Origin of the sequence: Superficieibacter sp. BNK-5 (genome assembly GCF_047456055.1) — a bacterium.
Classification (GTDB): Bacteria; Pseudomonadota; Gammaproteobacteria; order Enterobacterales; family Enterobacteriaceae; genus Superficieibacter.
In genome coordinates this window covers 490,671-515,586 of record NZ_CP179893.1, presented here as the reverse complement: position 1 = coordinate 515,586, position 24,916 = coordinate 490,671, and the positions used below count along the sequence as shown (strand labels likewise).

The following is a 24,916-nucleotide window of genomic DNA, read 5'->3' as shown; positions in this document are numbered from 1 at the left end:
ATTATTCCTCGGCGAGAATATGTTCTTTCACGCTGCTGAAGACCTTATCCACGCCCATACCGGTTAACAGCGGCAGCGCATTAATCACCGGAACAGAAAGCGAAACGGGGGAAGTAGAAACAATAAAATCCAGATCGTCTCGTGTTTTCGCTTCCGCTACTGTGCCCTGAGAAATTCTGACTTTATCGAGCAGATTTTCCTTTTTCAGGAAATCCTGCAGTTTATTTAAGGCAATCGTACTGGTGGCCACGCCAGCGCCGCAACAGATCATCATATGCTTCATTGGTAATCCCTCGTGTGTTTGTTAAGAGAGATTAAAGCATGTGATGAAAACCAGATGTGTGATCAGTGTGTAATTTTACACACTAAGTACACAAAAGTGCGCGCTTAGCGATTTTACCCGGCCAGACAGTCCCGGATTCGACGTAATAAAACCTGAGTGGCAGCCTGCAAAATCACGGCAATCAGCCTTGCGAAACCTCTCTGCTTTGGCTGCTTACCTCAGGAAATACGCGGGATCTGGCACGATGACCTCGGTGGATAAACGCTGCACAGGAATGCGAATAGCGAAGGTGAATAATTCATCGCATTATAGCTATACGACTTATCAATCCGGATTAACGGGAGAGACACGATGCACGTATTTGTTACCGGGGCTGGCGGTTGGCTTGGCTCCACGATTGTTGAAGAGTTGCTGAACAACGGGCATCAGGTATCCGGTCTGGTTCGGGCAGATGAGCAGGCAGCCCGATTAACGGCGGCTGGTGCGCAGGCGGTTAAAGGCTCGCTTGATGACGTTGAGGTACTGAAACAGGCGGCGGCGAACGCCGATGCGGTGATCCACACGGCGTTCAACCACGACTTTTCGCGCTTTATTGAAAACTGCGAGCAGGACAGGCGGACCATTGAACTGCTGGGCGACGCGCTGGCCGGGTCCGATCGCCCGCTGCTGGTGACCTCCGGTCTTGCTGGCCTGGCGAAAGGCGCGACGGAGCAGGATCTCCCTAATCCGGCATCGCCGCGCAAATCGGAAGCGGCAGCCAGAGCACTTCATGCGCGAGGCATTCATGCTGCCGCTGTGCGTCTGCCGCCATCGGTACACGGTATCGGCGACCACGGTTTTCTGCCGATCCTGATCCGTCTGGCGCGGGAGAAAGGCATATCGGCCTGGCCGGGTAACGTCGATAACTGCTGGTCCGGCGTGCACCGCCGCGACGCGGCACGGGTCTATCGCCTGGCGCTGGAGCAGGGTGTGACGGAGCAGATTTACCACGCGGTCGCCGAGGAATCGATCCCCCTGCGGACCATTGCTGAGACCATTGGCCGCAACCTCGGATTACCTTCCGGCGAACGGGAGCCAGAACACTTTGGCTGGTTCACCATGATGGCGACGGCGAATATGGCGGTCAGCAGCGAACATACCCGTCATTTACTGAACTGGCAGCCGCAGGAAGCGGATTTGCTGACCGATCTGAACCATCCCTCTTACTACTCCCTCTGATAGTTTTCAGGGAGCCGCCCGCGCGTGGCTCCCTGTAACCGTTTTATAACAAATATTGTCCAGCCGAGTCAGGGATGCTACTATCGGGAAAATAGCCGTTTAGACGGCTAAAAACCATTATGTATTCGAGGAACCGTTATGTGGCAAGAGAGACTCGCGCAACTGGTCGCCACCTGTCACTGGATTGGGGCGAAAGGCTGGGCACCGGCAACTGGCGGTAATATGTCGGTACGTCAGGATGCGACCTGGTGCTGGCTCAGCGAGTCGGGGCGCGACAAAGGCAGCCTGACCAGTGACGACTTTTTACAGGTCTCTATCACCCACAATACCGCGCCCTCGGGGCGTAAACCCTCCGCCGAGACCGGCCTGCATACTTTGATCTACCGTCTGTTTCCGGAAGCCAACGTGGTACTGCATGTGCATACCGTCAACGCTACCGTGCTGTCGCGGCTTGAAACGAGCCAGACGCTGACGCTTCAGGGTTACGAGATGCAGAAAACCCTTACCGGTCAGCACACTCATCTGGACGCCGTGCCCATCGCGATTTTCGATAACGATCAGGATATTGACGCGCTGGCCGCCCGTATTGAGGACCATGCGCAGACCCATCCGCTGCGTTACGGCTTCCTGCTACGCGGCCACGGCCTGACCTGCTGGGGGAAAGATATCGCTGAAGCGCGCCGCCAGCTGGAAGGGCTGGAGTTCTTGTTTGAGTGCGAGCTTTTGCGCCGCCGTTACGCATAAATACAGCGCCCGACCATGTGGCGGGCGAGCGCTGTAACATCAGGGCAGGCGAGGGTAGGCATCGGCGATCGCGTCGCCGGTAAAATTCGCGACCCAACCTTCCGGATTATCGAAAATGCGGATAGCGGTAAAATTCGGTTCAGATCCCATATCGAACCAGTGCGGTGTCCCGGCTGGCACCGAGATCAAATCGTTTTTTTCACACAGTACCTGATAGATCTCATCGCCGATATGCAGGCAGAACAGCCCTGCACCTTCGACGAAGAAACGTACTTCATCTTCGCCATGGGTATGCTCGTTGAGGAACTTCGCCCGCATCGCCTCTTTCTGCGGATTATCAGCGCGCAGGCTGATCACGTCCCAGCTCTGGTAGCCTTTCTCGGCCACCAGCTTATCAATCGCGTGCTGGTAAGCATTAATGACGGTCTCAGGCGTCGGGGTATCTCCCAGCTGGCGGTCGGCCTGCCAGCGTTCAAAACGCACACCTTTCGCATTAAGCTGCTGCTGGATCTCTCCGGCGTCGGTGCTGTGCCAGACGTGCTGGCTGGCGTCTTTATCGGAAAAAATGGTTAATGCGCTCATGAGGGGATCTGCTCCGGATGAATGTCGTCAAAACGCTGAACCTGCGGATGATGGCTGGCCGGATCGCGATCCTCGCGCACCAGTTGTAACGTGCGTAGCCCTGCCGCTTCCGCTGCGTCGAGTTCCTGGTGAATATCGGACAGAAACAGGATCGACGCCGGGGGATGCCCCAATTGTTCAGCAATATTACGGTAGGACTGCGCTTCACGCTTCGCACCGATCCGCGTATCAAAATAGCCGCTGAATAAATGAGTAATATCACCTTCGTCGCTGTAGCCAAATAACAATTTCTGCGCCGCAACGGAGCCTGAGGAATAAACATATAAATCAACAGACTGTGACTTCCATTTCTCCAGCGCGGGCAATACGTCCGGATAGAGATGGCCGGTAAAATCGCCGTTAACGTAGCCTTCCTGCCAGATGATCCCCTGTAACGCCTTCAGCGCCGTTGACTTACGATCTTCATCCATAAAGGCAAACAGGGTTGCTGTCAGTTCCTGCGCCGTCGCCGCTGGCTGGTGGATTTCTTCGCGCAGATTATCGAGGATCGTTTTTATGGGTTCGGCGTACTGCTGCGCGTTCACAAACGCCGCCAGCCTCTCGCGGGCATAGGGGAACAGCACATCATGCACAAAGCGAATGTCGCTGGTGGTACCTTCAATGTCGGTCACAATAGCGCGGATCATGGTCTCTCCAGAGTGGGCGTTGCGCCGTGCCAGGCACAAGCAGAATATTTTTTTAGTCATCTGGACGTCTACGCGTCCTGAAAGGGAAAGGTTAACATTGTGTTATGGGAGGTTCAATAAGGGGAGGGGCAAGGGAAGTGAATCTCAACAAAACGTGCGGATGCGCTTCATGAAACGACGAATATTTAAAATCCGTTGTGCATTCCATCTTTCTTACCTTACATAAGGTTGTGCTAGCATACTCTCTGAAAAAGTAGGGTTAAAATTTAAGCTGGCCGTATGGTCAGGAGATCAGGGAACGGTAGCTGTGAAAACCGAAGAAGTTCAGAAATGGAAGGCTTTTGAGCATCCGGATGGAGCAGCCCGCGATCTGTCATTTCTGGATGCTCATGACGTCATCTATCGCCACTGCACTGAGGGAAAGGCAGACCGGGTTTATAAATTTTTCGTGACCTACTCCTTTCACTGTTTTTGTAAGGGTTACGAGCATCAGACGGAAAAGGTAAAGGCATCGCTAATGTACTTTGCCCCAAAAGACAAACGTCCATTTTGTGAGCGGCGCTATAAACTTGCCCGGCTGTATTTACGCCAGATTGTCGAGGGTTTAGATCGTTGTAAAGTAATACACGCAGGCTATGGTAACTATGCTGTTGTAGAAGTTGAATTGCCTGACAGGGAAAAGGGCTTTTACTTCGTCGTGTTCAGCGCGTTCAGGGAGAGAAAAAAGCTTCGCTTGCATATTACCAGTGCTTATCCTGTAACCAAAAGGCCCGGCGGCCAAAAGGTAAGCTTTTTCACTATTGCACATAACTTGTTGTGTGGTAGGTCACTTCCACACCCTCCAAAATAACAAAACCCACCTTAAGGTGGGTTTCGCCAGGTACATAACCTGGTATTCAGAAGCGCCATTACCGGACTTGGCCTGGACCACTTTCATGGTTGCGGGATGTCTGAATTATTCATTCAGTCTGCTGCATCCGTTAAGGAAGTTGCCTTCCTTGTCCTCATAGTAGTTATCTATTATCCAGTTTGCAACTATTCTGTTTAATGTGAATTTGATGCGGTAGATCTATCCATCACTGCATCGATCGCCTTCATCCTTTCAGTCTTGCGATGGCGCAGTCTTATTACGACGCTGACGGCGTTTTATCTCACCTTTTACTGCCGCCACAATAAATTGTGCTTTCGTTTCCCCCTCATCAAGGCTGGCTTCCATCTCTGAAACTACCTCATGCGGGAACCTGGCATTTAATTGTTGTGACTTATTGTTGATTGAACCTGTTGCCATTACGAGATCTCTTCAGCGTGGGGACGATTCAGTATACCAAAAAAAGATAAACTTAAAAGTTGAAGTGCGATTCACCAAGGTGTAGTCTGGATACACAGGTGCGATTCACCTGTAAAAAACGAAGCCCGGCAGTGTGGGGACACTAACCGGGCGTCTGACCACAACATTACACGAGGTAATGCTATGGCTTCCGCTAATAGTACCATATCCGCTCGCCCTGAAAATCGTGTGTTTATCTTTGTGACGGTGTCTTTTTGCGATGTACTTCCTGTTTTTGGCAGCATGCCAGTCCCGGAGGCACATCATGCATAATCTGATAACCACTCCGATCCCGACATCCGCAGATTTATTCCAGGTGGCTGACCTGTGTACCGCTTTTGCTGCTGAGCTGGTGGAAAGCAAGGATGTTACTCAACGTCTGGCGCTATCGGGGCGTTTGTCTTACGCGCTGACTGCCTTACGCCTGCTATGTGATGCCGATTTTCCGGCGCACCTGAAAGAACAACTGACGGTAGATGAGTTGCCCACGCCATGCTTCCCGGATTGTTGGATAGATTCCTGGCTGCTGGTGGAATACGCGCAGAGCTTAACCCAGGCGCTATTAAGCTGTACCCTGCCTTATACTGTGACGGTGCATTTAACCGGGTTGCTGCACGACTTGATTATTCTGATGGCTGACTATCTGAAGCAGCCTTACCTGGAACGAGAGACTGCCAATGCGCAATCTTCGAAAGCAGACAGCTAAAGCGTGAAGAGAAAAACAAAAGGGCCGGAGATTTCTCTCCAGCCCTTGCTGTATCTGGTGGCCCCTGCTGGACTTGAACCAGCGACCAAGCGATTATGAGTCGCCTGCTCTAACCACTGAGCTAAGGGGCCGTGGCGGGGAATTATAAAGTAACTCGGCAAGGCAATCCAGCCATAAACACCCGCTTGCTGTTTTTATAAACAATGGCTTTTCAATCCCTTATACTTTCACTTCGATCTATTCATCCGGAGTAAGCATGATCAACGATATCCTGGCACCCGGGCTGCGGGTGGTGTTCTGCGGCATCAATCCGGGGAAGTCCTCGGCGCATACGGGTTTTCATTTTGCCCATCCTGGCAACCGGTTCTGGAAAGTCATTCACCAGGCGGGGTTTACGGAACACCAGCTTAAGCCGGAAGAGGAGCAACATCTGCTGGATACGCGCTGCGGTATTACCATGCTGGTGGAGCGGCCGACGGTGCAGGCGAGTGAGGTGAATTTACACGAGCTGCGCACGGGCGGGCGTGAGCTGGTGAAAAAGATTGAAGACTACCAGCCTCACGCGCTGGCGATCCTCGGCAAGCAGGCATTCGAGCAGGCGTTCAGCCAGCGCGGGATCGCGTGGGGGAAACAGCAGATCACCATCGGGGCGACGCAGGTCTGGGTGCTGCCCAATCCCAGCGGGCTGAACCGTGCCACACTGGATAAGCTGGTGGAGGCGTATCGTGAACTGGATGAGGCGTTAATCGCGCGGGGAATGTAAGAAAGCGGTTGCCTGCCTCACAACGACATAAAGCAGGAAACCAGCGCGATTACTCAGACGCCAGACGATCCCGCACGGCCATCAGGGCAAATCCCAGCAGGTTCTGGCCTTTCCAGCGGGAAGGCGTCCCGGCGTCAGAGTGATCCTTCGCCAGCCCAATACCCCAGATTTTATCTACCGGGCTGGCTTCAACCAGTACGCGGGAGTGGGTATTAAGCAAGAATTTTTTCAGCGCCGGGTGCTGAGCAAACTTATGGTAATTGCCTTCGCAGACCAGATCGAAACAGGCTGACTGCCAGAGAGCCTCGTCAAAGCCTGTCACCTGACGGCCCAGCTTTTTGGCCTCACCGGGCGTGGCGGCGTGCAGAATTTTGCCGAGCGTCGCGTCATCACCAAACAGCCGCGCTTTCCCGGCCATCATCCAGTGTTCAGCCGTCGCGTAGACGACACCGTCGCAGGTAAAAGGCGAACCCTGCCACCACTGGCTGAAACAGGAGGCGGTGATTTCTCCGCTGGCGGAAGGCTGATGGCCCCAGAACCAGAGGTATTTAACCTGCTCGCCTTTATCCAGCGCGCAGAGCAGGGCGGAGAGGGAATAACATCCTTGCGGCATACAGAACTCCAGTTAAAAAAAAGCCCTCGCGAGGAGGGCTTTGTTGAAGGACGGAAGTGATTAATCGTCGAGGAAGCTACGCAGCACTTCAGAACGGCTCGGGTGGCGCAGTTTGCGCAGCGCCTTCGCTTCGATCTGACGGATACGTTCGCGGGTGACGTCGAACTGTTTACCCACTTCTTCCAGCGTGTGATCGGTGTTCATATCAATACCGAAACGCATACGCAGCACTTTCGCTTCACGGGCGGTCAGGCCAGCCAGCACGTCGTGCGTGGCAGCACGCAGGCTCTCTGTGGTAGCAGAATCCAGCGGCAGCTCGAGGGTAGTATCCTCGATGAAATCACCCAGATGCGAATCTTCATCGTCGCCGATCGGCGTTTCCATGGAGATAGGCTCTTTGGCAATTTTCAGCACTTTGCGGATCTTATCTTCCGGCATCAGCATGCGTTCAGCCAGCTCTTCCGGCGTCGGCTCGCGGCCCATCTCTTGCAGCATCTGGCGAGAAATACGGTTGAGCTTGTTGATGGTCTCAATCATATGCACCGGAATACGGATGGTGCGCGCCTGGTCTGCGATAGAGCGGGTGATCGCCTGACGGATCCACCATGTTGCGTAGGTGGAGAACTTGTAACCACGACGGTATTCAAATTTATCTACCGCTTTCATCAGACCGATGTTGCCTTCCTGGATCAGGTCGAGGAATTGCAGGCCACGGTTGGTGTATTTTTTGGCGATAGAAATAACCAGACGTAAGTTCGCTTCAACCATCTCTTTCTTCGCACGGCGGGCTTTCGCTTCACCGATGGACATGCGACGGTTGATGTCTTTCACCTGCTCAATGGTCAGGCCGGTCTCTTCTTCAATCAGATGCAGTTTTTGCAGGCTACGATGCACTTCATCGGAGACATCATGCAGCTTCTCAGACCACGGCTTGTTCATCGCGATAGCGGCGTTGAACCAGGTTTCGCTGGTTTCGTTGCCGGTGAACAGCGTGATGAAGTTTTTCTTCGGCATTTTGCACTGTTCGACGCACATCTTCATGATCAGGCGTTCCTGGGTACGCACACGATCCATCATGACGCGCATGCTATTAACCAGGTAATCGAACTGTTTTGGCACCAGGCGGAACTGTTTGAAAACTTCAGACAGTTTCAGGATCTCTTCCTGCGACGCGGCGTTGCTGCGGCCTTTTGCCTTAATGGTGTCGCGGGTGACGATGTACTGCGTGCGCAGTTCACCGAATTTCTCGCGCGCCAGCTCAGGATCGATGCTGTTGTCGTCGTCGCTGCTGTCGTCGTCTTCTTCCTCGTCTTCGTCTTCGTCATCCATTTCTTCGCTGGAAAGTTCAGAACCGACGTGCGTTGCCGTCGGGGCCAGGTCTTCCTCAGCGTTCGGATCGACAAAACCGGTAATCAGATCGGAAAGGCGAGCCTCTTCCGCTTCAACGCGATCGTACTGCTCCAGCAGATAGGTGATCGCTTCCGGATATTCAGCAACGGAGCACTGAACCTGGTTGATACCGTCTTCAATACGCTTGGCGATGTCAATTTCGCCTTCACGGGTCAGAAGTTCAACGGTACCCATTTCACGCATATACATGCGGACCGGGTCAGTGGTGCGCCCGATTTCGGATTCAACGCTGGAAAGTACCTGCGCAGCCGCTTCTTCCGCATCTTCGTCAGTATTGTTTGAGTTTTCAGCAAGTAACAGATCGTCGGCATCCGGTGCTTCTTCCATCACCTGGATGCCCATATCGTTAATCATCTGGATGATGTCTTCGATCTGATCTGAGTCGACGATATCTTCCGGCAGATGGTCGTTGACCTCGGCATAGGTCAGATAGCCTTGCTCCTTACCACGTTGGACAAGAAGCTTCAGCTGTGACTGCGGGTTTTGCTCCATAAGACGGTATCCACACTTAATTCATGAGGTTGGTGTCGGTCGGCGAAACGAACCGCCAACATAATACATTTCATCTTTCACGTTGCGCTGAGGCAGGCGAAACGACGGCCTGTATGACTAATGAGGGCTTGCTTATATTTTTGCCGCTGCCCTTCAGTGCGGCTGTCGGGATCTACCCGAACGATATTCGGCACTTAAGCCGTTAAATTCATTTTTTTTCCAGGGCCTGTCTGATTTCCCAGAACTCCCGGCGTTCTTCGCTGTTCAAACCATGCGTCCGATCACGAGCAATTAACTCTTCCTGACGTAGCTTGAGCAACGAATCAAACATATGGTTAAGCGAGTCGGTGAACGTTTTTTCTGCAATCTCTTTATCTGCTATATCGTCCCACATCGACAGTTTTTCAAGGGTCGCCGCTTCATTCGTGCCACGATAATGTTCTAAAAGTTGCCCGGTGGTCAGGCCAGGCTGTGACAAACAAGTGTTGACCAATTCGGCAAATAAGCCAAGTCCGGGCAGCTTACTTTGGTCCAGATCTGCCAGCGGTGGCACCAGCGGTGCGAGATCCGGGTTTTGCAACAGCAGTCCTATCAGTATACGCATGGTCGTGCGTTTTAGCTGAGGCGGCGGGCGTACCGCGCCACTTTCTGCCTGTTTTGGCATTAAACGATCAAGCTGACTGTCGTCGAAAATACCTAACTTCAGCCCCAGCGTCTGACGTAGCTGAATGCGATGAGCGTCGCCCGGCACCTGGTTAATCAGCGGTAGCGCGAGTGCTGCAAGCTGCGTACTGCCATCCGGGGTGCTTAAATCGACCTGCGGCAGCAGGCTATTAAACAAAAACACCGACAGCGGCTGAGCGTGTTCCATCCGCGCTTCAAACGCGTCTTTGCCTTCTTTACGTACCAGCGTATCCGGGTCTTCACCGTCGGGCAGAAACATAAAGCGCAACTGCCGACCGTCAGTCATATACGGCATCGCGGTTTCCAGCGCGCGCCAGGCGGCATCGCGTCCGGCCCGGTCGCCGTCATAACAGCAAATTACGTTCTGCGTCGAACGGAACAGCAGCTGAATATGATCGGCGGTGGTTGAAGTGCCCAGCGACGCAACGGCATAATTAATGCCATACTGCGCTAGTGCGACGACATCCATATAGCCTTCGACCACCAGCAGACGCTGCGGTTCCGCCGCGTTCTGTAACGCCTCATAAAGGCCATATAACTGGCGGCCCTTATGGAAAATATCGGTTTCCGGCGAGTTCAGGTATTTCGGCGTATCATTACCCAGGACGCGCCCACCAAACCCGATCACCCGGCCACGCTTGTCGCGGATGGGGAACATCACCCGGTCGCGGAAGCGGTCGTAACTGCGTCCCTGATCGTTAGTGACCAGCATCCCCGCGTCGATTAACGACTGACGGTTTTCACTGTTGCCACCAAAACGCTTTAACGCGTTATCCCAGCCCGGAGGTGCATAGCCGACGGCAAATCGAGCAATGACGTCACTGCTTAAACCACGTTTTTCCAGATACTGACGCGCGGGGTCTGCGGCGGGATGCGTAAGGGATTGCTGATAAAACGCATTCAGGCCATCCATCAACTGATAAAGGGTCTGCCGTTGATGACGCTCAATCTGCGTTGGCCCGCTACCTGCTTCATACGGAATTTCCATGTTGTGCATGGCGGCCAGTTCTTCAACGGTTTCGACGAACTCGAGCTTGTCGTAGTTCATCAAAAAGTCGATGGCATTGCCGTGTGCACCACAGCCGAAGCAGTGGTAAAACTGCTTATCACCATTAACGGTGAAAGAGGGGGTCTTTTCGTTATGGAACGGACAGCACGCATGAAAGTTCTTGCCCTGCTTTTTGAGCTTCACCCGCGCGTCGATGAGATCGACGATGTCGGTGCGCGCCAGCAGGTCATTGATAAATACGCGTGGGATTCGTCCAGCCATAAGCCCCGTACAATTTTTACCAACTCGTAAACGAAAATAAGCCGCGCATTCCTTCCGGAAGCACGGCCTTACAACTACAACTCGGTCTGTTAGATGAGAGCGCTGGCTCTCAAATCATTAGTACAGACGAGTACGGCGTGCGTTTTCGCGAGCCAGTTTCTTCGCGTGACGTTTCACAGCAGAAGCTTTAGCGCGTTTACGTTCGGTAGTCGGTTTTTCATAGAACTCACGACGACGAACTTCCGCCAGAACACCTGCTTTCTCGCATGAACGTTTGAAGCGACGCAGTGCTACGTCGAACGGCTCGTTTTCACGTACTTTAATTACCGGCATGTAACTCTCACCTTTAATAAATTCGGTTTGCCGCTGGCATCAACGCCAGCTTATTTCAAAATGGTGCGGAATTTTACTGCAAATGCTGCTGCTTTGTAAAGCACCGAAGCGATTTTGAAAGGGACTTTTATAAGGGAGAGGAGTATACACGAGGCTAACTGCTGCGGCGAACAAAGTTTTACATCACCCCGCGTTGGCCCTACACTGCGCGGTAGTGAAAAGAGGTAAAACAAGCCATGCGTGTACTGGGTATTGAAACATCCTGCGATGAGACCGGCATCGCCATTTACGACGACGAAAAAGGTCTGTTAGCCAACCAATTGTATAGTCAGGTGAAATTACACGCTGACTACGGCGGCGTGGTGCCGGAGCTGGCCTCCCGCGACCATGTGCGTAAAACCGTGCCGCTGATTCAGGCGGCGCTGAAAGAGGCCGGGCTGACGGCGAAAGAGATTGATGCGGTGGCGTATACCGCAGGCCCGGGTCTGGTTGGCGCGCTGCTGGTTGGCGCAACGGTCGGGCGTTCGCTGGCCTTTGCCTGGAACGTGCCGGCGATTGCGGTACATCATATGGAAGGACATCTGCTGGCCCCGATGCTGGAAGACAATCCGCCAGAGTATCCGTTTGTTGCGCTGCTGGTTTCCGGCGGACATACCCAGCTTATCAGCGTGACCGGCATCGGACAGTATGAACTGCTGGGCGAGTCGATTGACGACGCCGCCGGTGAAGCGTTCGATAAAACCGCTAAGCTGCTGGGACTGGATTACCCCGGCGGCCCGATGCTGTCGAAAATGGCCGCGCAGGGGACGGAAGGGCGCTTTGTGTTCCCGCGTCCGATGACCGACCGTCCGGGGCTGGATTTCAGCTTCTCCGGCCTGAAAACCTTTGCTGCGAATACTATTCGTAACAACGACGCGGACGATCAAACCCGCGCCGATATCGCCCGCGCGTTTGAAGATGCGGTGGTCGATACCTTAATGATTAAGTGCAAGCGCGCGCTGGATCAGACCGGGTTTAAACGTCTGGTGATGGCGGGCGGGGTCAGCGCCAACCGCACCCTGCGGGCGAAGCTGGCAGAGATGATGCAAAAACGCCGCGGCGAGGTGTTTTATGCACGACCGGAATTTTGTACCGATAACGGCGCGATGATCGCCTATGCGGGAATGGTGCGTTTTAAAGCCGGAGCGACAGCGGATCTCGGCGTGACCGTGCGCCCGCGCTGGCCGCTGGCCGAACTGCCTGCGGCGTAAGCTGGCGTAATGCCGGGTGGCGGCTTCGCCTTACCCGGCCTACAAAGTGCACAATATCAATGAGTTGCACATAACCTGTAGGCCCGGTAAGCGCAGCGCCACCGGGCAGAATCGCGCCGGATGCTTCAGCGTTGTTTTGCCGGGTGGCGGCTTCGCCTTACCCGGCCTACAAAATCCACAATATCAGCGGCTTACATAATAATCGTAGGCCCGGTAAGCGCAGCGCCACCGGGCATTTTGACCAGCCGGAGCCAGCGCTTTACCCCTTCAGCATCCCTTTATCTTCCAGAAACGCAATAATCTTCTCCAGCCCGTCGCCGCTTTTCAGGTTGGTGAACGTCCACGGTCTTTCGCCGCGCATGCGCAGCGTATCGCGCTCCATCACCTCCAGCGATGCACCGACATACGGCGCGAGATCGGTTTTGTTGATCACCAGAAAATCGGACTTCGTGATCCCCGGTCCGCCTTTACGCGGGATCTTTTCGCCTTCCGCCACGTCGATCACGTAAATCGTCAGATCCGCCAGTTCCGGGCTAAACGTGGCGCTGAGGTTGTCGCCGCCGCTCTCGACGAAGATCAGCTCCAGATTGCCGAACTTTTCGCTCAGCGCTTCCACCGCCGCCAGATTCATCGACGCATCTTCGCGAATCGCCGTGTGCGGACAGCCGCCGGTTTCTACGCCGACAATGCGATCCGGCTCCAGCGCGCCCGCTTCGGTCAGGATGCGCTGGTCCTCTTTGGTATAAATATCGTTAGTGACGACCGCCAGCTGATAGATATTGCGCATCGCCTTGCATAAGGCTTCCAGCAGCGCGGTTTTGCCGGACCCGACCGGGCCGCCAACGCCGACGCGTAACGGATGTTTGGTGTGTGACATGTTCTCTCCTCAGGAACGGAACAACCGCGAATATTGAGTTTCATGGCGTGCAGAAGCGATGGCGGTCAGCGGTGTGGCCGATCCAATATCAGCCTCCTCACGCAACAACGCTTCTTCCATGCCTGCCGCATAGCGCTCAGACAGAGAGAGGATCAGCTGCTGCGCCGCCTGCTGGCCGAACGGCACCAGTTTGACGCCCGCCATCACCGCACTTTCGATCCAGCTATAGCCGAGACTGAGCGCCAGCGCGTTCAGATCGATCCGCCAGCGCACGCCGAGCCAGGCCATGCCGCACAGCTGGCTTTGCGCGAACAGCGCGCGCCACGCCGGGGTACAGTCAGGTTCCCAGTCGCTCACCAGACGGGTAAAGGCCGCGCCGCGATTGCGCTCCTCTTCCCGCAGTTCGCGCGTCTCGCGGCAGGCCAGCAGATACGCCGTCCAGCGTCGGGCCTGGTCGATATCCTCTTCGGCGCAGGCGTGGTACAGACGAGCGAAAATGGGCAGATCCACGCAAAAGAAGCTGTGTTCCATCTGCTGTATCTGCCAGCGTTTAAAAGCCTCGCTATCGGCGACCCATCCCGCTTCTGTCGCCCATTCCAGCCCCTGCGACCAGGTAAAGGAACCAACCGGCAGGCTGCTGCTGGCAAGCTGCATCAGGCGCAATAATCGTACAGACTCGATCATTTAGTGCGCGTGCGAATGTGCATGCGCCTCGCCGGAATACGCCCCGGCCTCTGGCTCAAAAGGCACCTTTGCGAATGTGACGTCCAGCGCGAACTGGCGCAGCATATCGTCCAGCACGTGATCGTGGTGGTAGCGCAGTTCGCCCGGCAGGATCTGCAGCGGAACGTGACGATTGCCGAGGTGATAACAGGCTCTGGCAAGCAGGAAAGGATCGTCGCAGCGCACGACGGAGACCGGTTCATCGGCGGCGATCACTTCAACCATCTCCAGCCCGTCGTCGCTGCTGAGCACATCGCCGCCGCGCAGCAGCAAGCCGCGCGGCAGTATCAGTCCGGCTTCGCGCCCGTCGCTGAGCGTCACTTTGGCCCGGCTTTTCACCCGCACGTCGATGGGGAGCGTTACCGTCGCCGTAATCCGGGCGGGGGCGTCAATCCGCGTGGTTAAATAGAGCATAGCGACTCCTTAAAACAGAAAATAGCGTTGTGCCATCGGCAGCATGTCCGCTGGCTCGCTGGTAATGAGTTCCCCGTCAATGCGCACCTCGTAGGTCTGGGCATCAACGGTAATGTTGGGTTGCAGATTGTTATGGATCATGTCGCGCTTTTTCACCGTCCGGCAGCCTTTCACCACGCCGATGGTGCTCTGTAAATTCAGCTGCTGCGCCACGCCGTTTGTCCGCGCCGCGCCGGAGATAAACGTCATCCGGCAGGCGTGACGGGCGGCTCCCAGCGCGCCGAACATCGGCCGGTAGTGCACCGGCTGCGGCGTGGGGATTGAGGCATTGATATCGCCCATCGGCGCGGCGGCAATCATCCCGCCTTTCACAATCGTCGCCGGTTTAACGCCAAAAAAGGCAGGCGACCAGACCACCAGATCAGCCAGTTTCCCCGCTTCGACAGAACCAACTTCATGGGCGATACCGTGGGTCAGCGCCGGGTTAATGGTGTATTTAGCGATATAGCGCTTCACGCGGAAATTATCGTTATCGCCCCTCTCCTCGGGCAGCGCGCCGCGTTGAACTTTCATTCGGTGCGCCACCTGCCAGGTACGCAGGATCACTTCACCGACGCGCCCCATGGCTTGCGAGTCCGACGAGGTCAGCGAGAACGCGCCAATATCGTGCAGCACATCCTCAGCGGCGATGGTCTCCCGGCGGATGCGCGACTCGGCAAACGCCACGTCCTCGGCGATATCCGGGTCAAGATGATGGCAGACCATCAGCATATCGAGGTGCTCGTCGATGGTATTGACGGTATACGGCAGCGTCGGGTTAGTGGAAGAGGGCAGTATATTGGGGTGTGCGCAGGCGGTGATAATATCCGGTGCGTGGCCGCCGCCCGCGCCTTCGGTATGAAAGGTATGGATGGTGCGATCGCCTATCGCCGCCAGCGTATCTTCGACGAAACCGGACTCATTAAGCGTATCGCTGTGCAGCGCCACCTGAATATCCATTTCATCCGCTACCGTTAGCGAGCAATTAATCGCGGCGGGCGTCGCGCCCCAGTCTTCATGAATTTTCAGGCCGATAGCCCCCGCCGCAACCTGTTCGCGCAGGGTTTTCGGGTTTGAACCGTTGCCTTTACCAAGCAGACCGATATTTACCGGCAACGTATCCGCCGCCTGCAGCATACGGGCGATGTACCACGGGCCGGGGGTACAGGTCGTCGCATTAGTCCCTGCCGCCGGACCGGTGCCACCGCCGATCATGGTGGTCACGCCGGAGATCAGCGCTTCCTCAGCCTGCTGCGGACAGATCCAGTGAATATGCGTATCCACGCCACCCGCGGTGACGATCTTCCCTTCAGCGGCGATCACCTCCGTCGCCACGCCAATCGGGATCGTCACATCGGGCTGGATATCCGGATTACCTGCCTTACCGATCCCATAGATCCGGCCATCTTTGACGCCGATATCCGCTTTGACAATCCCCCAGTGATCGATAATCAGCGCGTTGGTCAGCACCAGATCCACGCACTCGCTGGCGGGCATTTGTCCCTGACCCATGCCGTCGCGGATCACCTTGCCACCGCCAAATTTCACCTCTTCGCCGGGCGTGGTAAAGTCTTTTTCCACCTCGATCCACAGCTCAGTATCCGCCAGCCGCACTTTGTCACCGGTAGTGGGACCGAACATATCGGCCCAGGCCTGGCGAGAAATTTTAGTCATGGTCTGCCTCCAGACGGTCCATTACCTCACCGCGAAAACCAAAGATGCGCCGTGCGCCCGCCACCGCCACCAGCGTCACCTCGCGCTTTTGTCCTGGCTCAAAACGCACTGCCGTACCGGCGGCGATATTCAGCCGATAGCCTTTGCAGCGTTCGCGATCGAATTTCAGCGCCGGGTTGACCTCGTAGAAGTGATAGTGCGATCCGACCTGAACGGGACGATCGCCGTGGTTTTCAATCACCACGGTCAGGGTCGGACGGCCTGCGTTGATTTCGATCTCGCCGCGCTGGATTTTATATTCGCCTGGGATCATGCTTCCCCCTCAACTAATCGGATGATGAACGGTGACCAGCTTCGATCCGTCCGGAAAGGTGGCTTCCACCTGAATATCGGGGATCATCTCCGGAATACCTTCCATTACCTGATCGCGGGTTAAGACATGGCGGCCGTCTTCCATCAGCGCCGCCACGCTTTTGCCGTCGCGCGCGCCTTCCATAATAAAGGCGCTGATCAGCGCCACCGCTTCCGGATAGTTGAGCTTCAGACCGCGGGCGAGGCGTCTTTCTGCCACAAGCGCGGCAGTGAATAACAGCAGCTTATCTTTTTCTCTTGGCGTCAGTTCCATAGGGATCTCTTATGTCTGCCAGATACGGGGGAGTACGGGCGGTTTTTGCAGCAGGTGAGGGCGCATAAAACGCCAGATGTCGCGCATCACCCGCTGGCAAATCAGATTATCATCGCTTAAAAAGCGTACCGTCAGAAGGCCATCCGTCAGCGTTGCACCCGCAAACGCACCCAACGCCGCAAGCTTTTCGCGTACACCTTCCAGTAGCATTTCAGTGGCCGGGTAAAACAGCAGCGTGCCGATCCACGGTTGATTCGCGACGGGCGATAGATCGCCGTCCGCCAGGTGCAGACGTTCAATCAGCAGCGGCAGGTCGTCTTTCCACACTTCCAGCCGGTTGTCCAGTTGCCCACGGCTAAAAGACTCGCCGATGACCGGGCGGCCAAGGCACTGCAGATCCCACGCCAGCAGGCGTGAACCGGTGCTGAGATGAAAAACGGTTTGCACACGGGCCTGCGCACCGGGGAAAAAAATGGCATCCTGCGGCAGCCATTCCAGCGTGGCGTCAGGGGCGAGATGAAAGTGCTGATTCAGTCGGGCCGTAGCGCCGGCGCTGCGATAAAATTTGCTGGCACCGGGCATGGTTAGCAACACATGGCTTTTGTCATCAAGAGTGACGGTAATATCCAGTTCATCGCCGCCGACAATCCCGCCGGGGGGATGCAGCAGATAGAGATGGCAGGTGTCGCCTTCAGGATAAAACGGGCGCTGTACTGTGAGCGGGCCGATGTGGCGGGCGGAGCGCAGAAGAGTTTTTTCCGCGATATGACAAAACTGCAACGCAAGCGATGCCTGCCAGCCTTTATATATTTTATCAGTGACCTGGGTAACAACCATGCTGCATCCGTCCGCTCGCGATGTCCTGCTTCAGTATGCCCTGGCGGAAATCAACGCGGTCATACAAGTCGCTTATGGATGGATGACAAAACGGCGCATTTCTGCGCCGTTGGAGGAGGGTTACCGATAATCTTCGGCGTCGATATCGTAGCCTGACGGCTCCCAGCGGATCGCCAGTAACGACACCAGACCAATCAGCGGGGCGAGGGCGATGATCCAGAATACGGCGGTATCCAGCGAGGCCACCAGCAGCGGGAACAGGAACAGCGACAACGTGGAGCTGCTGCGCATCAGCGTCTGGTTAAGACCCACGCCGACGCCGCGCAGCGAAGTCGGGTAGCTGAGGGAGGCGAACGCCATGGTATGCGCGCCCGGTCCAAATCCCTGGCCGAATAAAAATAGCGCCAGCATCGCGACTGAGGCCACCCCTTCCGCCGCGCCCTCCGGCCGGCCAATCAGCGCCAGCACCAGCAGCGCAATGAGTTGACAGGCATAGCCGCCGAGCGACATCCGCCATGCGCCAAAACGCGGTACCAGACGCACGGCCAGCAAGCCGCCCACGAAGGCAAATAGCAGGTTCAGCGCCAGGGAAATCAGAATGGTGGTGAGCATCGACTGCACGAAGAAGCTGGAAATGATCACCGGCAGACCAAACGCCACGGCGTTATAGGCAAACGACGAGACGACCGACAGCAGCGTCGCCAGCGTGGTGCGGCGTAAATACACGCCGCGAAACAGATCCAGATAGTTTTGCCATTTGGCCTTGTTAACCACCGGCGCAGGCCGATCCAGCGCATCCTGCGGAACGTGAGCGTTAATGTTGTAGGCCTTGCGCAATATCGATGCAGCTTCTTTCAGGTTGCCCTGATTTGCCGCCCACACCGGAGATTCGCTCATATAGCGGCTACGAATGGCGATAATCACCAGCGCGGGAATGGCCCCAAAGCCGAGGATGATCCGCCATAGCCAGTCGCTGTGGCTTTCCGGCAGCACGGCATAGAAGAAGAGCACCAGCAGGTAGGAAATGCTGATGGCGGCGTACCACGTCGGACACCACATGGCGACGCTGGCAGCTTTGTTGCCGGGGCCTTTCAGCCTGGCGAACTCGCTCAGGAAGGCCATGGCTACGGGAAGGTCGATACCCACGCCTAACCCCATCACAAAGCGCGCGCCGGCGAGGGCGTATTCGTTCGGCGCAAAGGCGCAGGCAATCGCGGCGACCACGAAGAAGATCATGTCGGCCATAAACACCCGATAACGGCCGATTTTATCCGTGAGATAACCGCCAATTAAGGCTCCTACAATCGCGCCGAAGGTAATGGCGGACGCCACCATCCCGGTCCCGGCAGGCGTCAGGTTAAACTCGCGGGTAATGTCTTTGATGCCAAACGCCAGCGCGCCGAGATCGTAAGCGTCGAGGAAAATGCCACCCAGCGCGATGCCGATGACGATCCGGGCGTTAGCGCGTCCCTGGGATCCGGCGTTTACCAGTTGCGTGACATCAGAGGCGTTCCGTACCCATTTAATGTCGCCGCCGGGGGTGCCACCCGCCGTCGCAGCGGTAGCGGATTCAGTAATTTCAGTCATTTTTATGTAGTTGTGTTGGCGATGTGTTGTGAAAGAGTACCCAGCAGAAGAAAGTGAGCTAAATCACATTTGGTTATAAGTCATAACGGAAGTGCAACAAAGGGGGGTTGTAACGCAAGGGGCCGACGCTGGCGTAATACCGGATGCGTCTTATCCAGCCTGGGAAGGGGAAAAGACATACGTCATGGAGGCGTAATGCCGGATGGGATAGTCATTTCTTATGGCGGCGTGATGTCGGGACATTTTGTAGGCCTGATAAGCGAAGCGCCATCAGGCATTACGCCCGCCATCCCCATCCGCGTCTTTTTGCTTTCTCTTCTTCAGCCGGGTCCAGATTTTGGTCTCCTGACGACGCCAGAGCCGCTGGATGTTGTCGTGATGACGTAGCAGGATCAGGCATGAAAGCATTGACACCGGAAAGGTGAACTCCGGTCTGAACCACCAGACGTAGAAGGGTGCGATCAATGCGCTGACGATAGCACCCAGCGAGGAGTAGCCGCTCAGCAAAATCGTCAGCAGCCAGGTTCCGGCCATTACGCCGGTTAGATCCCAGCCGATAGGCGCAATGGCACCGAAGGCGGTCGCGACGCCTTTGCCACCGCGAAAATGGAAGAAGACCGGCCAGATGTGTCCGAGGCAGGCGGCGATCGCAATTAACCCCAGCCAGAACGGCGCAAGGCCCAGAGCATACGCGCCCCAGACGGGAAGCATGCCTTTTAAGACATCAAAAATCAGTACGGTTACGGCTGCTCCCTTGCCGCCAATTCGTAAGACGTTGGTCGCCCCTGGATTACCGGAACCGCTGTCGCGCGGATCGGGTAAACCTGCAATGCGGCAGACCAGAATGGCGCTGGAAATTGAGCCGCAAAGGTAGGCGAGGAAAATCATTCCAGGCGCGATTGCACTCATAACGCTGTTCCGTTTAGAAAAAATCGGTTTATTCTCTGCATCTGTGGATAATACGCATAATTCGCCGGAAGTGGTATCCGGTTTAGCCAAAAAGCAGGCAGGTCACGATGGATATTGTATTTATAGAGCAACTTTCGGTAATCACCACTATTGGTGTGTATGACTGGGAGCAAACTATCGAACAAAAGCTCATGTTCGATATCGAAATGGCGTGGGATAACCGTAAAGCGGCCACCAGTGATGATGTCGCCGACTGTCTGAGCTACGCCGATGTCAGCGAGCTGGTGGTCAGCCATGTGGAAGGTGGGCGCTTTGCGCTGGTCGAGCGCGTCGCGGAAGAAGTTGCGACTCTGCTACTGGAACGTTTTCCGTCACCGTGGGTGCGCATCAAAGTCAGTAAGCCAGGGGCGGTGGCGCGCGCGGCAAGCGTTGGCGTAATCATTGAGCGTGGCAATATTCCTAAAGAAAACATTTAAATAAAGTATTATTAAACCCAGCGCGATAATGCTGGTCATAATGCAGGATTATTTTGGGTACAGACTTCATTCATTTATCTTTTAGGGGTTTACTTGATGAGCGATATGCATTCGCTGCTGATTGCGGCGATATTGGGCGTGGTCGAAGGATTGACGGAGTTCCTGCCTGTTTCCAGTACCGGTCACATGATTATCGTTGGCCACCTGCTGGGCTTTGAAGACGAAACGGCGAAAACGTTCGAGGTCGTGATTCAGTTAGGGTCGATTCTGGCAGTGGTGGTGATGTTCTGGCGTCGTCTGTTTGGCCTGATTGGTATCCATTTTGGCCGCAAGCCGCAGCATGAAGGGACCGGAAAAGGTCGCCTGTCGCTTATTCACATTCTCCTTGGGATGATCCCGGCGGTGGTGCTGGGTCTGGTATTCCATGACACGATTAAATCGTTGTTTAACCCGATTAACGTGATGTATGCGCTGGTTGTCGGTGGCCTGTTACTGATTGCCGCCGAGTGCCTGAAGCCGAAAGAGCCGCGTGCGGTGGGCGTGGACGATATGACGTATCGTCAGGCGTTTATGATCGGCTGTTTTCAGTGTCTGGCGCTGTGGCCAGGGTTCTCCCGCTCCGGGGCGACTATCTCCGGCGGGATGCTGATGGGCGTCAGCCGCTATGCAGCATCTGAATTCTCATTCCTGCTGGCGGTGCCGATGATGATGGGGGCCACCGCGCTGGATCTCTATAAGAGCATTGGTTTTCTGTCGGTTGCGGATATCCCGATGTTTGCCGTGGGCTTCATCACCGCCTTCGTGGTGGCGCTGATCGCCATCAAAACCTTCCTGCATATCATCAAACGGATTTCGTTTATTCCGTTCGCCATCTACCGCTTTATCGTGGCGGCAGCGGTTTACGCGGTCTTTATGTAAGATCCGGCCCTCAGCCTTCCGGTTGAGGGCAGTTTTTATCCTTCCACTGCGCCACCGCCCGAATGCGGCGTCGGGTTAACTCTTCACGAATTTCCGGCCCCTGAAATCCTGCCTTCACCACCTCGCTTACCGGTACTGCACGGGCAACCTCCCAGGCGGCGCGTAGCTGGCGTCCTTGCGGATACGCATTGCTTTCAAACCCGGTACGCCCCCGCACGTCGGCTTCGCTGGTTAGCGCGATCTGCTCCACGCGCTGCGGCTTGCGCCAGGCATCGATGGAATCGAACAGCTTGACGATGGTTTTCGGCTGTAGCAGCGGGAAGGTATGGATCAGGTCGTGATACTCCGCCACCAGCTTCGCTAAATCGCGAATGTCGTTCGGCACCCGCAGACGCGTGCAGATCGCGTTGACCAGACGGACGCCCGCCGGACCGTGACCATGATGCCGCGGCCACAGTTCTTTGGGCGTCAGACCCTTGCCGAGATCGTGGCACAGGGTGGCGAAGCGCACATCAATCTCCGGGCTGAGCATCGCCGCCATAGAAAGCGTCATCAGGGTATGGATGCCGGTATCGATTTCCGGATGCCATTTGGCTGGGGCGGGAATGCCAAACAGGATGTCCAGTTCAGGAAACAGCACTTTCAGTGCGCCGCAGTCGCGCAAAACCTGAAAATAGACCTGTGGATTACGCGTGCCGAGGGCACCTTCCGTCTCTTTCCACACCCGCTCGGGCGTCAGATGTTCCAGTTCGCCCGCGGCGGTCATCTCACGCATCAGCGCCATCGTTTCATCGGCGATGCGAAAACTCAGGTGTGCATAGCGCGCGGCGAAGCGTGCCACGCGCAGTACGCGCAGTGGATCTTCACTGAAAGCGGGGGAGACGTGGCGCAGGAGGCGGTTTTGCAGGTCCGCCTGCCCGTGATACGGATCGATAAGGTTGCCGTCGGTATCCTGGGCGAGCGCATTAACCGTCAGGTCGCGACGCTGTAAATCGTCTTCAAGGGTGACGTCCGGAGCGGCGTAGCAGGTAAAACCGGTGTAGCCGGAACCGGATTTACGCTCGGTACGGGCCAGCGCGTACTCTTCGTGGCTTTCAGGATGGAGGAACACGGGAAAATCGCGGCCTACCTGCTGGTAGCCCGCGTCAAGCATTTGCTGCGGTGTAGCGCCAACCACGACCCAATCCCGGTCTTTAATCGGTAGCCCTAATAACCCGTCCCTGACTGCGCCACCGACCAGATAACTCTTCACTACACCTCTCCTCACGCATTGTCTTTGCCGAATCATACGTAAGTGTAGAGGAGAAGGCGAATTTGGCTTAATTCATCCAGCGGTCTTTGCGCTTGCGGCTTGGGATCATATGCGGCAGCACCAGCCCCAGGATCAGCCCGATACCCAGCACACCGCCGCCGTACATAAACCACTGCATAATGATGGTGCGCTGCTTGTCATCAAGCTGCAAATTAGCGGCGCTAACCTTTTTCTGCGCCACAATAAGCTCATTCTTAAGCTTCTGGTTTTCATCTTTCAGGCCGTTAATGACGCTGTCACTCTGCGCCACTTTTTGCTGCATTTCAGCGGTGCGCTGATTCCAGGTGGTGTCGATACCGTTCAGCTTATCGGTCAACGTTTTTACCTGATTTTCCAGGTCCGGCACGCGCGAGCGCAGGCTCGGCTCGGCATTCAGCTCTTTCAGCGGGATCCACGCGGTACGGCCGCTGCTGTCGCGCACCTGACCATAATTGGTGCCCGCATCCGTCTGGAGCAGGGCGACTTCTTCGCCGGCATTTACTGTGCCAACGAGACGATAATTATCTCCGGGGCCGCTACGTACCCAGGTGTTCAGTTCATCCGAAACGTAACGCTTTTCTTCACCATGAGAGACGGTGGAAACGCTGAGCGTCAATAAAGTTAAGGCAATAAGGCGTAATTTAGGCATTAGATCATCGTTATTGTCATGGAAGTGGAACGAATGTCGTGGCAACAGTCTGACGACGTAATGGCGTAAGCAGCAATCGGAATCATCCGGGTCGGGAAGTCAAACTTTTCTGCCTTCAACACGCACAGTTCATGGTATTTTGCCGCAAAATACTATCTACTGACAAAAAAGATGCGCGTAAGTTCGTGCTAATTGTCTTTCGTATCAACGTAATCATAAGAATTCAGCTATGGCTCAAGAAATCGAATTGAAGTTTATCGTTAACCATGACGGCGTTGAGACGCTGCGCAACCACCTGAACACGCTGTCGGCAGAGCACGTTCCTGCCAGCCCGCTGCTCAATATCTATTACGAAACGCCGGATAACTGGCTGCGTCAGCATGATATGGGGCTGCGCATTCGCGGCAATAATGGCCACTATGAAATGACCATTAAAATCGCCGGACGCGTGGTCGGCGGCCTGCATCAGCGTCCGGAATACAATATCGAACTGAGCCAGCCGGAGCTGGATTTGGCGCTTTTCCCGGCTGAAGTCTGGCCGCAGGGCGAACTGCCTGCGCATCTGGCGGAGCAGGTGCAGCCGCTGTTCAGTACCGACTTCCAGCGCGAAAAGTGGCTGGTGGAAGTAGGCGAGAGCCGGATTGAAATCGCGCTGGATCGCGGTGAAGTTAAAGCTGGTGACGTGCAGGAGCCGATTGGTGAACTTGAGCTGGAATTACTGTCCGGTGAAACGCAGGATCTCCTGAAGCTGGCGCGCCAGCTGGTGAATCTGGAGGTGCTGCGTCAGGGAAGCCTGAGCAAAGCGGCGCGTGGTTATCACCTGACGCAGGGCAACCCGGAACGTCCGCTCAGGCCGCTGACGATTTTAAGCGTGCCGCGCAAGGCCAGCGTTGAGCAGGCGTTCGAGGCGGCGCTCGAAAAAGCGCTCTCCCAGTGGCAGTATCACGAAGAACTGTGGGTGCGCGGCAATGCGGCGGCGAAAGCGGGCGTGCAGGCGGCTATCAGCCTGATCCGCCATACGCTTACCCTGTTTGGCGGTATCGTGCCGCGTAAAGCGAGCGCTCGCTTACGTGACCTGCTTACGCTGTCGGAGGCGACGCTGGCGTCAGATGTGTCGGCGGAAACCGCTGCCAGCAGCGCCAACATCGCGCTGGCAAAACTCAATCTGACCGAGTGGCTGATTACCCGCGGCTGGCAGCCATTCCTCGACGCAAAAGCGCAGGCGAAATTTGCTGACTCTTTCAAACGCTATGCGGATATTGCGCTCTCCCGCCATGCGGCGGAACTGCGTAAAACCTTCGCGTATCCGTTGGGTGACAGCTATGGCGATCAAATCCCCCGTCTGAGCCGCGATATCGACAGCATCACGCTGCTGGCGGGAAATTACGATCCCGTTGTGGCCCAGGCCTGGCTGGAGAACTGGCAGGGTCTGCTGCACGCCATCAAAAAACGCCAGCACATTGAAATCGAACACTTCCGCAATGAAGCGATGGCGATGGAGCCGTTCTGGTTACACAGCGGTAAACGTTAATTCAG

Annotated in this window: 28 protein-coding genes and 1 tRNA gene; 9 read left to right on the top strand and 20 right to left on the bottom strand. The window is 55.7% G+C overall.

Annotated elements, in window-relative coordinates; all coding sequences use genetic code 11:
• Nucleotide 1: 1 nt before the first annotated feature.
• A complete protein-coding gene (locus tag ACMGGS_RS02475) occupies nucleotides 2-283 on the bottom strand; it encodes a PTS sugar transporter subunit IIB (protein ID WP_176919943.1) in 282 nt (93 codons plus the stop codon).
• Nucleotides 284-634: 351 nt separating this feature from the next.
• Here ACMGGS_RS02475 and ACMGGS_RS02470 point away from each other — a divergent pair, with 351 nt between their 5' ends.
• Both ACMGGS_RS02470 and ACMGGS_RS02465 read left to right on the top strand, forming a co-directional pair.
• The gene (locus ACMGGS_RS02470) at nucleotides 635-1,501 is read left to right on the top strand and encodes an SDR family oxidoreductase (RefSeq protein ID WP_414164910.1); all 867 of its coding nucleotides are present in this window, start codon (nucleotides 635-637) and stop codon (nucleotides 1,499-1,501) included.
• Between the two features lie 138 nt (nucleotides 1,502-1,639).
• Complete coding sequence (locus tag ACMGGS_RS02465) at nucleotides 1,640-2,245, top strand: methylthioribulose 1-phosphate dehydratase (protein WP_414164909.1); 606 nt, start codon at nucleotides 1,640-1,642, stop codon at nucleotides 2,243-2,245.
• Between the two features lie 39 nt (nucleotides 2,246-2,284).
• Here the strand turns inward: ACMGGS_RS02465 and ACMGGS_RS02460 are convergent, their stop codons facing one another.
• The gene (locus ACMGGS_RS02460; protein WP_414164908.1) at nucleotides 2,285-2,827 is read right to left on the bottom strand and encodes a 1,2-dihydroxy-3-keto-5-methylthiopentene dioxygenase; all 543 of its coding nucleotides are present in this window, start codon (nucleotides 2,825-2,827) and stop codon (nucleotides 2,285-2,287) included.
• Nucleotides 2,824-3,513: an acireductone synthase gene (gene mtnC, locus ACMGGS_RS02455; RefSeq protein WP_414164907.1), complete on the bottom strand. Its 690-nt coding sequence runs from the start codon at nucleotides 3,511-3,513 to the stop codon at nucleotides 2,824-2,826. Before mtnC ends, ACMGGS_RS02460 begins: the two co-directional genes overlap by 4 nt.
• A gap of 307 nt (nucleotides 3,514-3,820) precedes the next feature.
• On the opposite strand from mtnC, the gene ACMGGS_RS02450 reads away from it, so the two are divergent.
• Complete coding sequence (locus ACMGGS_RS02450) at nucleotides 3,821-4,363, top strand: stationary phase growth adaptation protein (protein WP_414164906.1); 543 nt, start codon at nucleotides 3,821-3,823, stop codon at nucleotides 4,361-4,363.
• A gap of 252 nt (nucleotides 4,364-4,615) precedes the next feature.
• Here ACMGGS_RS02450 and ACMGGS_RS02445 read toward each other — a convergent pair whose 3' ends face one another.
• Complete coding sequence (locus ACMGGS_RS02445) at nucleotides 4,616-4,801, bottom strand: YlcI/YnfO family protein (RefSeq protein ID WP_414164905.1); 186 nt, start codon at nucleotides 4,799-4,801, stop codon at nucleotides 4,616-4,618.
• Between the two features lie 304 nt (nucleotides 4,802-5,105).
• Between ACMGGS_RS02445 and ACMGGS_RS02440 the strand changes: the two genes are divergently transcribed.
• Nucleotides 5,106-5,546: a hypothetical protein gene (locus tag ACMGGS_RS02440; protein ID WP_414164904.1), complete on the top strand. Its 441-nt coding sequence runs from the start codon at nucleotides 5,106-5,108 to the stop codon at nucleotides 5,544-5,546.
• A 55-nt stretch (nucleotides 5,547-5,601) separates the two neighbouring features.
• On the opposite strand, the gene ACMGGS_RS02435 is transcribed toward ACMGGS_RS02440, so the two are convergent.
• Nucleotides 5,602-5,677 (bottom strand) — tRNA-Ile (locus ACMGGS_RS02435).
• A gap of 125 nt (nucleotides 5,678-5,802) precedes the next feature.
• Here ACMGGS_RS02435 and mug point away from each other — a divergent pair.
• Nucleotides 5,803-6,309 (top strand): G/U mismatch-specific DNA glycosylase, encoded by a 507-nt coding sequence (mug, locus tag ACMGGS_RS02430; RefSeq protein ID WP_414164903.1) that lies wholly within the window; start codon nucleotides 5,803-5,805, stop codon nucleotides 6,307-6,309.
• A 49-nt stretch (nucleotides 6,310-6,358) separates the two neighbouring features.
• Here mug and ACMGGS_RS02425 read toward each other — a convergent pair whose 3' ends face one another.
• The 4 genes from ACMGGS_RS02425 to rpsU form a co-directional block, all read right to left on the bottom strand.
• A complete protein-coding gene (locus ACMGGS_RS02425) occupies nucleotides 6,359-6,922 on the bottom strand; it encodes an NADAR family protein (RefSeq protein WP_414164902.1) in 564 nt (187 codons plus the stop codon).
• Nucleotides 6,923-6,982: 60 nt separating this feature from the next.
• Nucleotides 6,983-8,824: an RNA polymerase sigma factor RpoD gene (gene rpoD, locus ACMGGS_RS02420; RefSeq protein ID WP_194206936.1), complete on the bottom strand. Its 1,842-nt coding sequence runs from the start codon at nucleotides 8,822-8,824 to the stop codon at nucleotides 6,983-6,985.
• 208 nt (nucleotides 8,825-9,032) lie between these two features.
• Complete coding sequence (dnaG, locus tag ACMGGS_RS02415) at nucleotides 9,033-10,778, bottom strand: DNA primase (protein ID WP_414164901.1); 1,746 nt, start codon at nucleotides 10,776-10,778, stop codon at nucleotides 9,033-9,035.
• Between the two features lie 117 nt (nucleotides 10,779-10,895).
• A complete protein-coding gene (gene rpsU / locus ACMGGS_RS02410) occupies nucleotides 10,896-11,111 on the bottom strand; it encodes a 30S ribosomal protein S21 (protein WP_001144069.1) in 216 nt (71 codons plus the stop codon).
• A 236-nt stretch (nucleotides 11,112-11,347) separates the two neighbouring features.
• On the opposite strand from rpsU, the gene tsaD reads away from it, so the two are divergent.
• Nucleotides 11,348-12,361, top strand: a complete 1,014-nt coding sequence (gene tsaD / locus ACMGGS_RS02405) for a tRNA (adenosine(37)-N6)-threonylcarbamoyltransferase complex transferase subunit TsaD (protein WP_414164900.1) — start codon at nucleotides 11,348-11,350, stop codon at nucleotides 12,359-12,361.
• Nucleotides 12,362-12,620: 259 nt separating this feature from the next.
• Here the strand turns inward: tsaD and ureG are convergent, their stop codons facing one another.
• The 9 genes from ureG to plsY all read right to left on the bottom strand — a co-directional run bounded on the left by ureG (nucleotide 12,621) and on the right by plsY (nucleotide 20,046).
• Complete coding sequence (gene ureG, locus ACMGGS_RS02400) at nucleotides 12,621-13,238, bottom strand: urease accessory protein UreG (protein ID WP_414164899.1); 618 nt, start codon at nucleotides 13,236-13,238, stop codon at nucleotides 12,621-12,623.
• Between the two features lie 9 nt (nucleotides 13,239-13,247).
• The gene (locus ACMGGS_RS02395; RefSeq protein WP_414164898.1) at nucleotides 13,248-13,922 is read right to left on the bottom strand and encodes an urease accessory protein UreF; all 675 of its coding nucleotides are present in this window, start codon (nucleotides 13,920-13,922) and stop codon (nucleotides 13,248-13,250) included.
• Nucleotides 13,923-14,375, bottom strand: a complete 453-nt coding sequence (gene ureE / locus ACMGGS_RS02390) for an urease accessory protein UreE (RefSeq protein ID WP_414164897.1) — start codon at nucleotides 14,373-14,375, stop codon at nucleotides 13,923-13,925. It abuts the gene before it with no gap.
• 9 nt (nucleotides 14,376-14,384) lie between these two features.
• A complete protein-coding gene (gene ureC, locus ACMGGS_RS02385) occupies nucleotides 14,385-16,088 on the bottom strand; it encodes an urease subunit alpha (protein ID WP_414164896.1) in 1,704 nt (567 codons plus the stop codon).
• The gene (locus tag ACMGGS_RS02380) at nucleotides 16,081-16,401 is read right to left on the bottom strand and encodes an urease subunit beta (RefSeq protein WP_414164895.1); all 321 of its coding nucleotides are present in this window, start codon (nucleotides 16,399-16,401) and stop codon (nucleotides 16,081-16,083) included. The genes ureC and ACMGGS_RS02380 overlap by 8 nt, the downstream gene beginning before the upstream one ends.
• A gap of 9 nt (nucleotides 16,402-16,410) precedes the next feature.
• The gene (locus ACMGGS_RS02375; RefSeq protein WP_176918590.1) at nucleotides 16,411-16,713 is read right to left on the bottom strand and encodes an urease subunit gamma; all 303 of its coding nucleotides are present in this window, start codon (nucleotides 16,711-16,713) and stop codon (nucleotides 16,411-16,413) included.
• Between the two features lie 9 nt (nucleotides 16,714-16,722).
• Nucleotides 16,723-17,550, bottom strand: coding sequence for an urease accessory protein UreD (locus ACMGGS_RS02370; RefSeq protein WP_414164894.1), 828 nt, complete (start codon nucleotides 17,548-17,550; stop codon nucleotides 16,723-16,725).
• Between the two features lie 120 nt (nucleotides 17,551-17,670).
• Nucleotides 17,671-19,137, bottom strand: coding sequence for an MFS transporter (locus ACMGGS_RS02365; RefSeq protein ID WP_414164893.1), 1,467 nt, complete (start codon nucleotides 19,135-19,137; stop codon nucleotides 17,671-17,673).
• Nucleotides 19,138-19,407: 270 nt separating this feature from the next.
• Nucleotides 19,408-20,046 carry a glycerol-3-phosphate 1-O-acyltransferase PlsY gene (gene plsY / locus ACMGGS_RS02360; RefSeq protein WP_176918593.1) on the bottom strand — a complete coding sequence of 213 codons (639 nt, stop codon included), beginning with the start codon at nucleotides 20,044-20,046 and terminating at the stop codon, nucleotides 19,408-19,410.
• 107 nt (nucleotides 20,047-20,153) lie between these two features.
• On the opposite strand from plsY, the gene folB reads away from it, so the two are divergent.
• Nucleotides 20,154-20,522, top strand: a complete 369-nt coding sequence (gene folB / locus ACMGGS_RS02355; protein ID WP_414164892.1) for a bifunctional dihydroneopterin aldolase/7,8-dihydroneopterin epimerase — start codon at nucleotides 20,154-20,156, stop codon at nucleotides 20,520-20,522.
• Nucleotides 20,523-20,618: 96 nt separating this feature from the next.
• On the top strand, nucleotides 20,619-21,440 hold the full coding sequence (gene bacA, locus ACMGGS_RS02350; protein WP_103677026.1) for an undecaprenyl-diphosphate phosphatase: 822 nt from the start codon (nucleotides 20,619-20,621) through the stop codon (nucleotides 21,438-21,440).
• 10 nt (nucleotides 21,441-21,450) lie between these two features.
• On the opposite strand, the gene ACMGGS_RS02345 is transcribed toward bacA, so the two are convergent.
• Both ACMGGS_RS02345 and ACMGGS_RS02340 read right to left on the bottom strand, forming a co-directional pair.
• On the bottom strand, nucleotides 21,451-22,692 hold the full coding sequence (locus tag ACMGGS_RS02345) for a multifunctional CCA addition/repair protein (RefSeq protein WP_414164891.1): 1,242 nt from the start codon (nucleotides 22,690-22,692) through the stop codon (nucleotides 21,451-21,453).
• Nucleotides 22,693-22,759: 67 nt separating this feature from the next.
• Nucleotides 22,760-23,380: a TIGR04211 family SH3 domain-containing protein gene (locus ACMGGS_RS02340; protein WP_176918596.1), complete on the bottom strand. Its 621-nt coding sequence runs from the start codon at nucleotides 23,378-23,380 to the stop codon at nucleotides 22,760-22,762.
• A gap of 229 nt (nucleotides 23,381-23,609) precedes the next feature.
• On the opposite strand from ACMGGS_RS02340, the gene ACMGGS_RS02335 reads away from it, so the two are divergent.
• Complete coding sequence (locus ACMGGS_RS02335; RefSeq protein ID WP_414164890.1) at nucleotides 23,610-24,911, top strand: inorganic triphosphatase; 1,302 nt, start codon at nucleotides 23,610-23,612, stop codon at nucleotides 24,909-24,911.
• Nucleotides 24,912-24,916 lie beyond the last annotated feature (5 nt).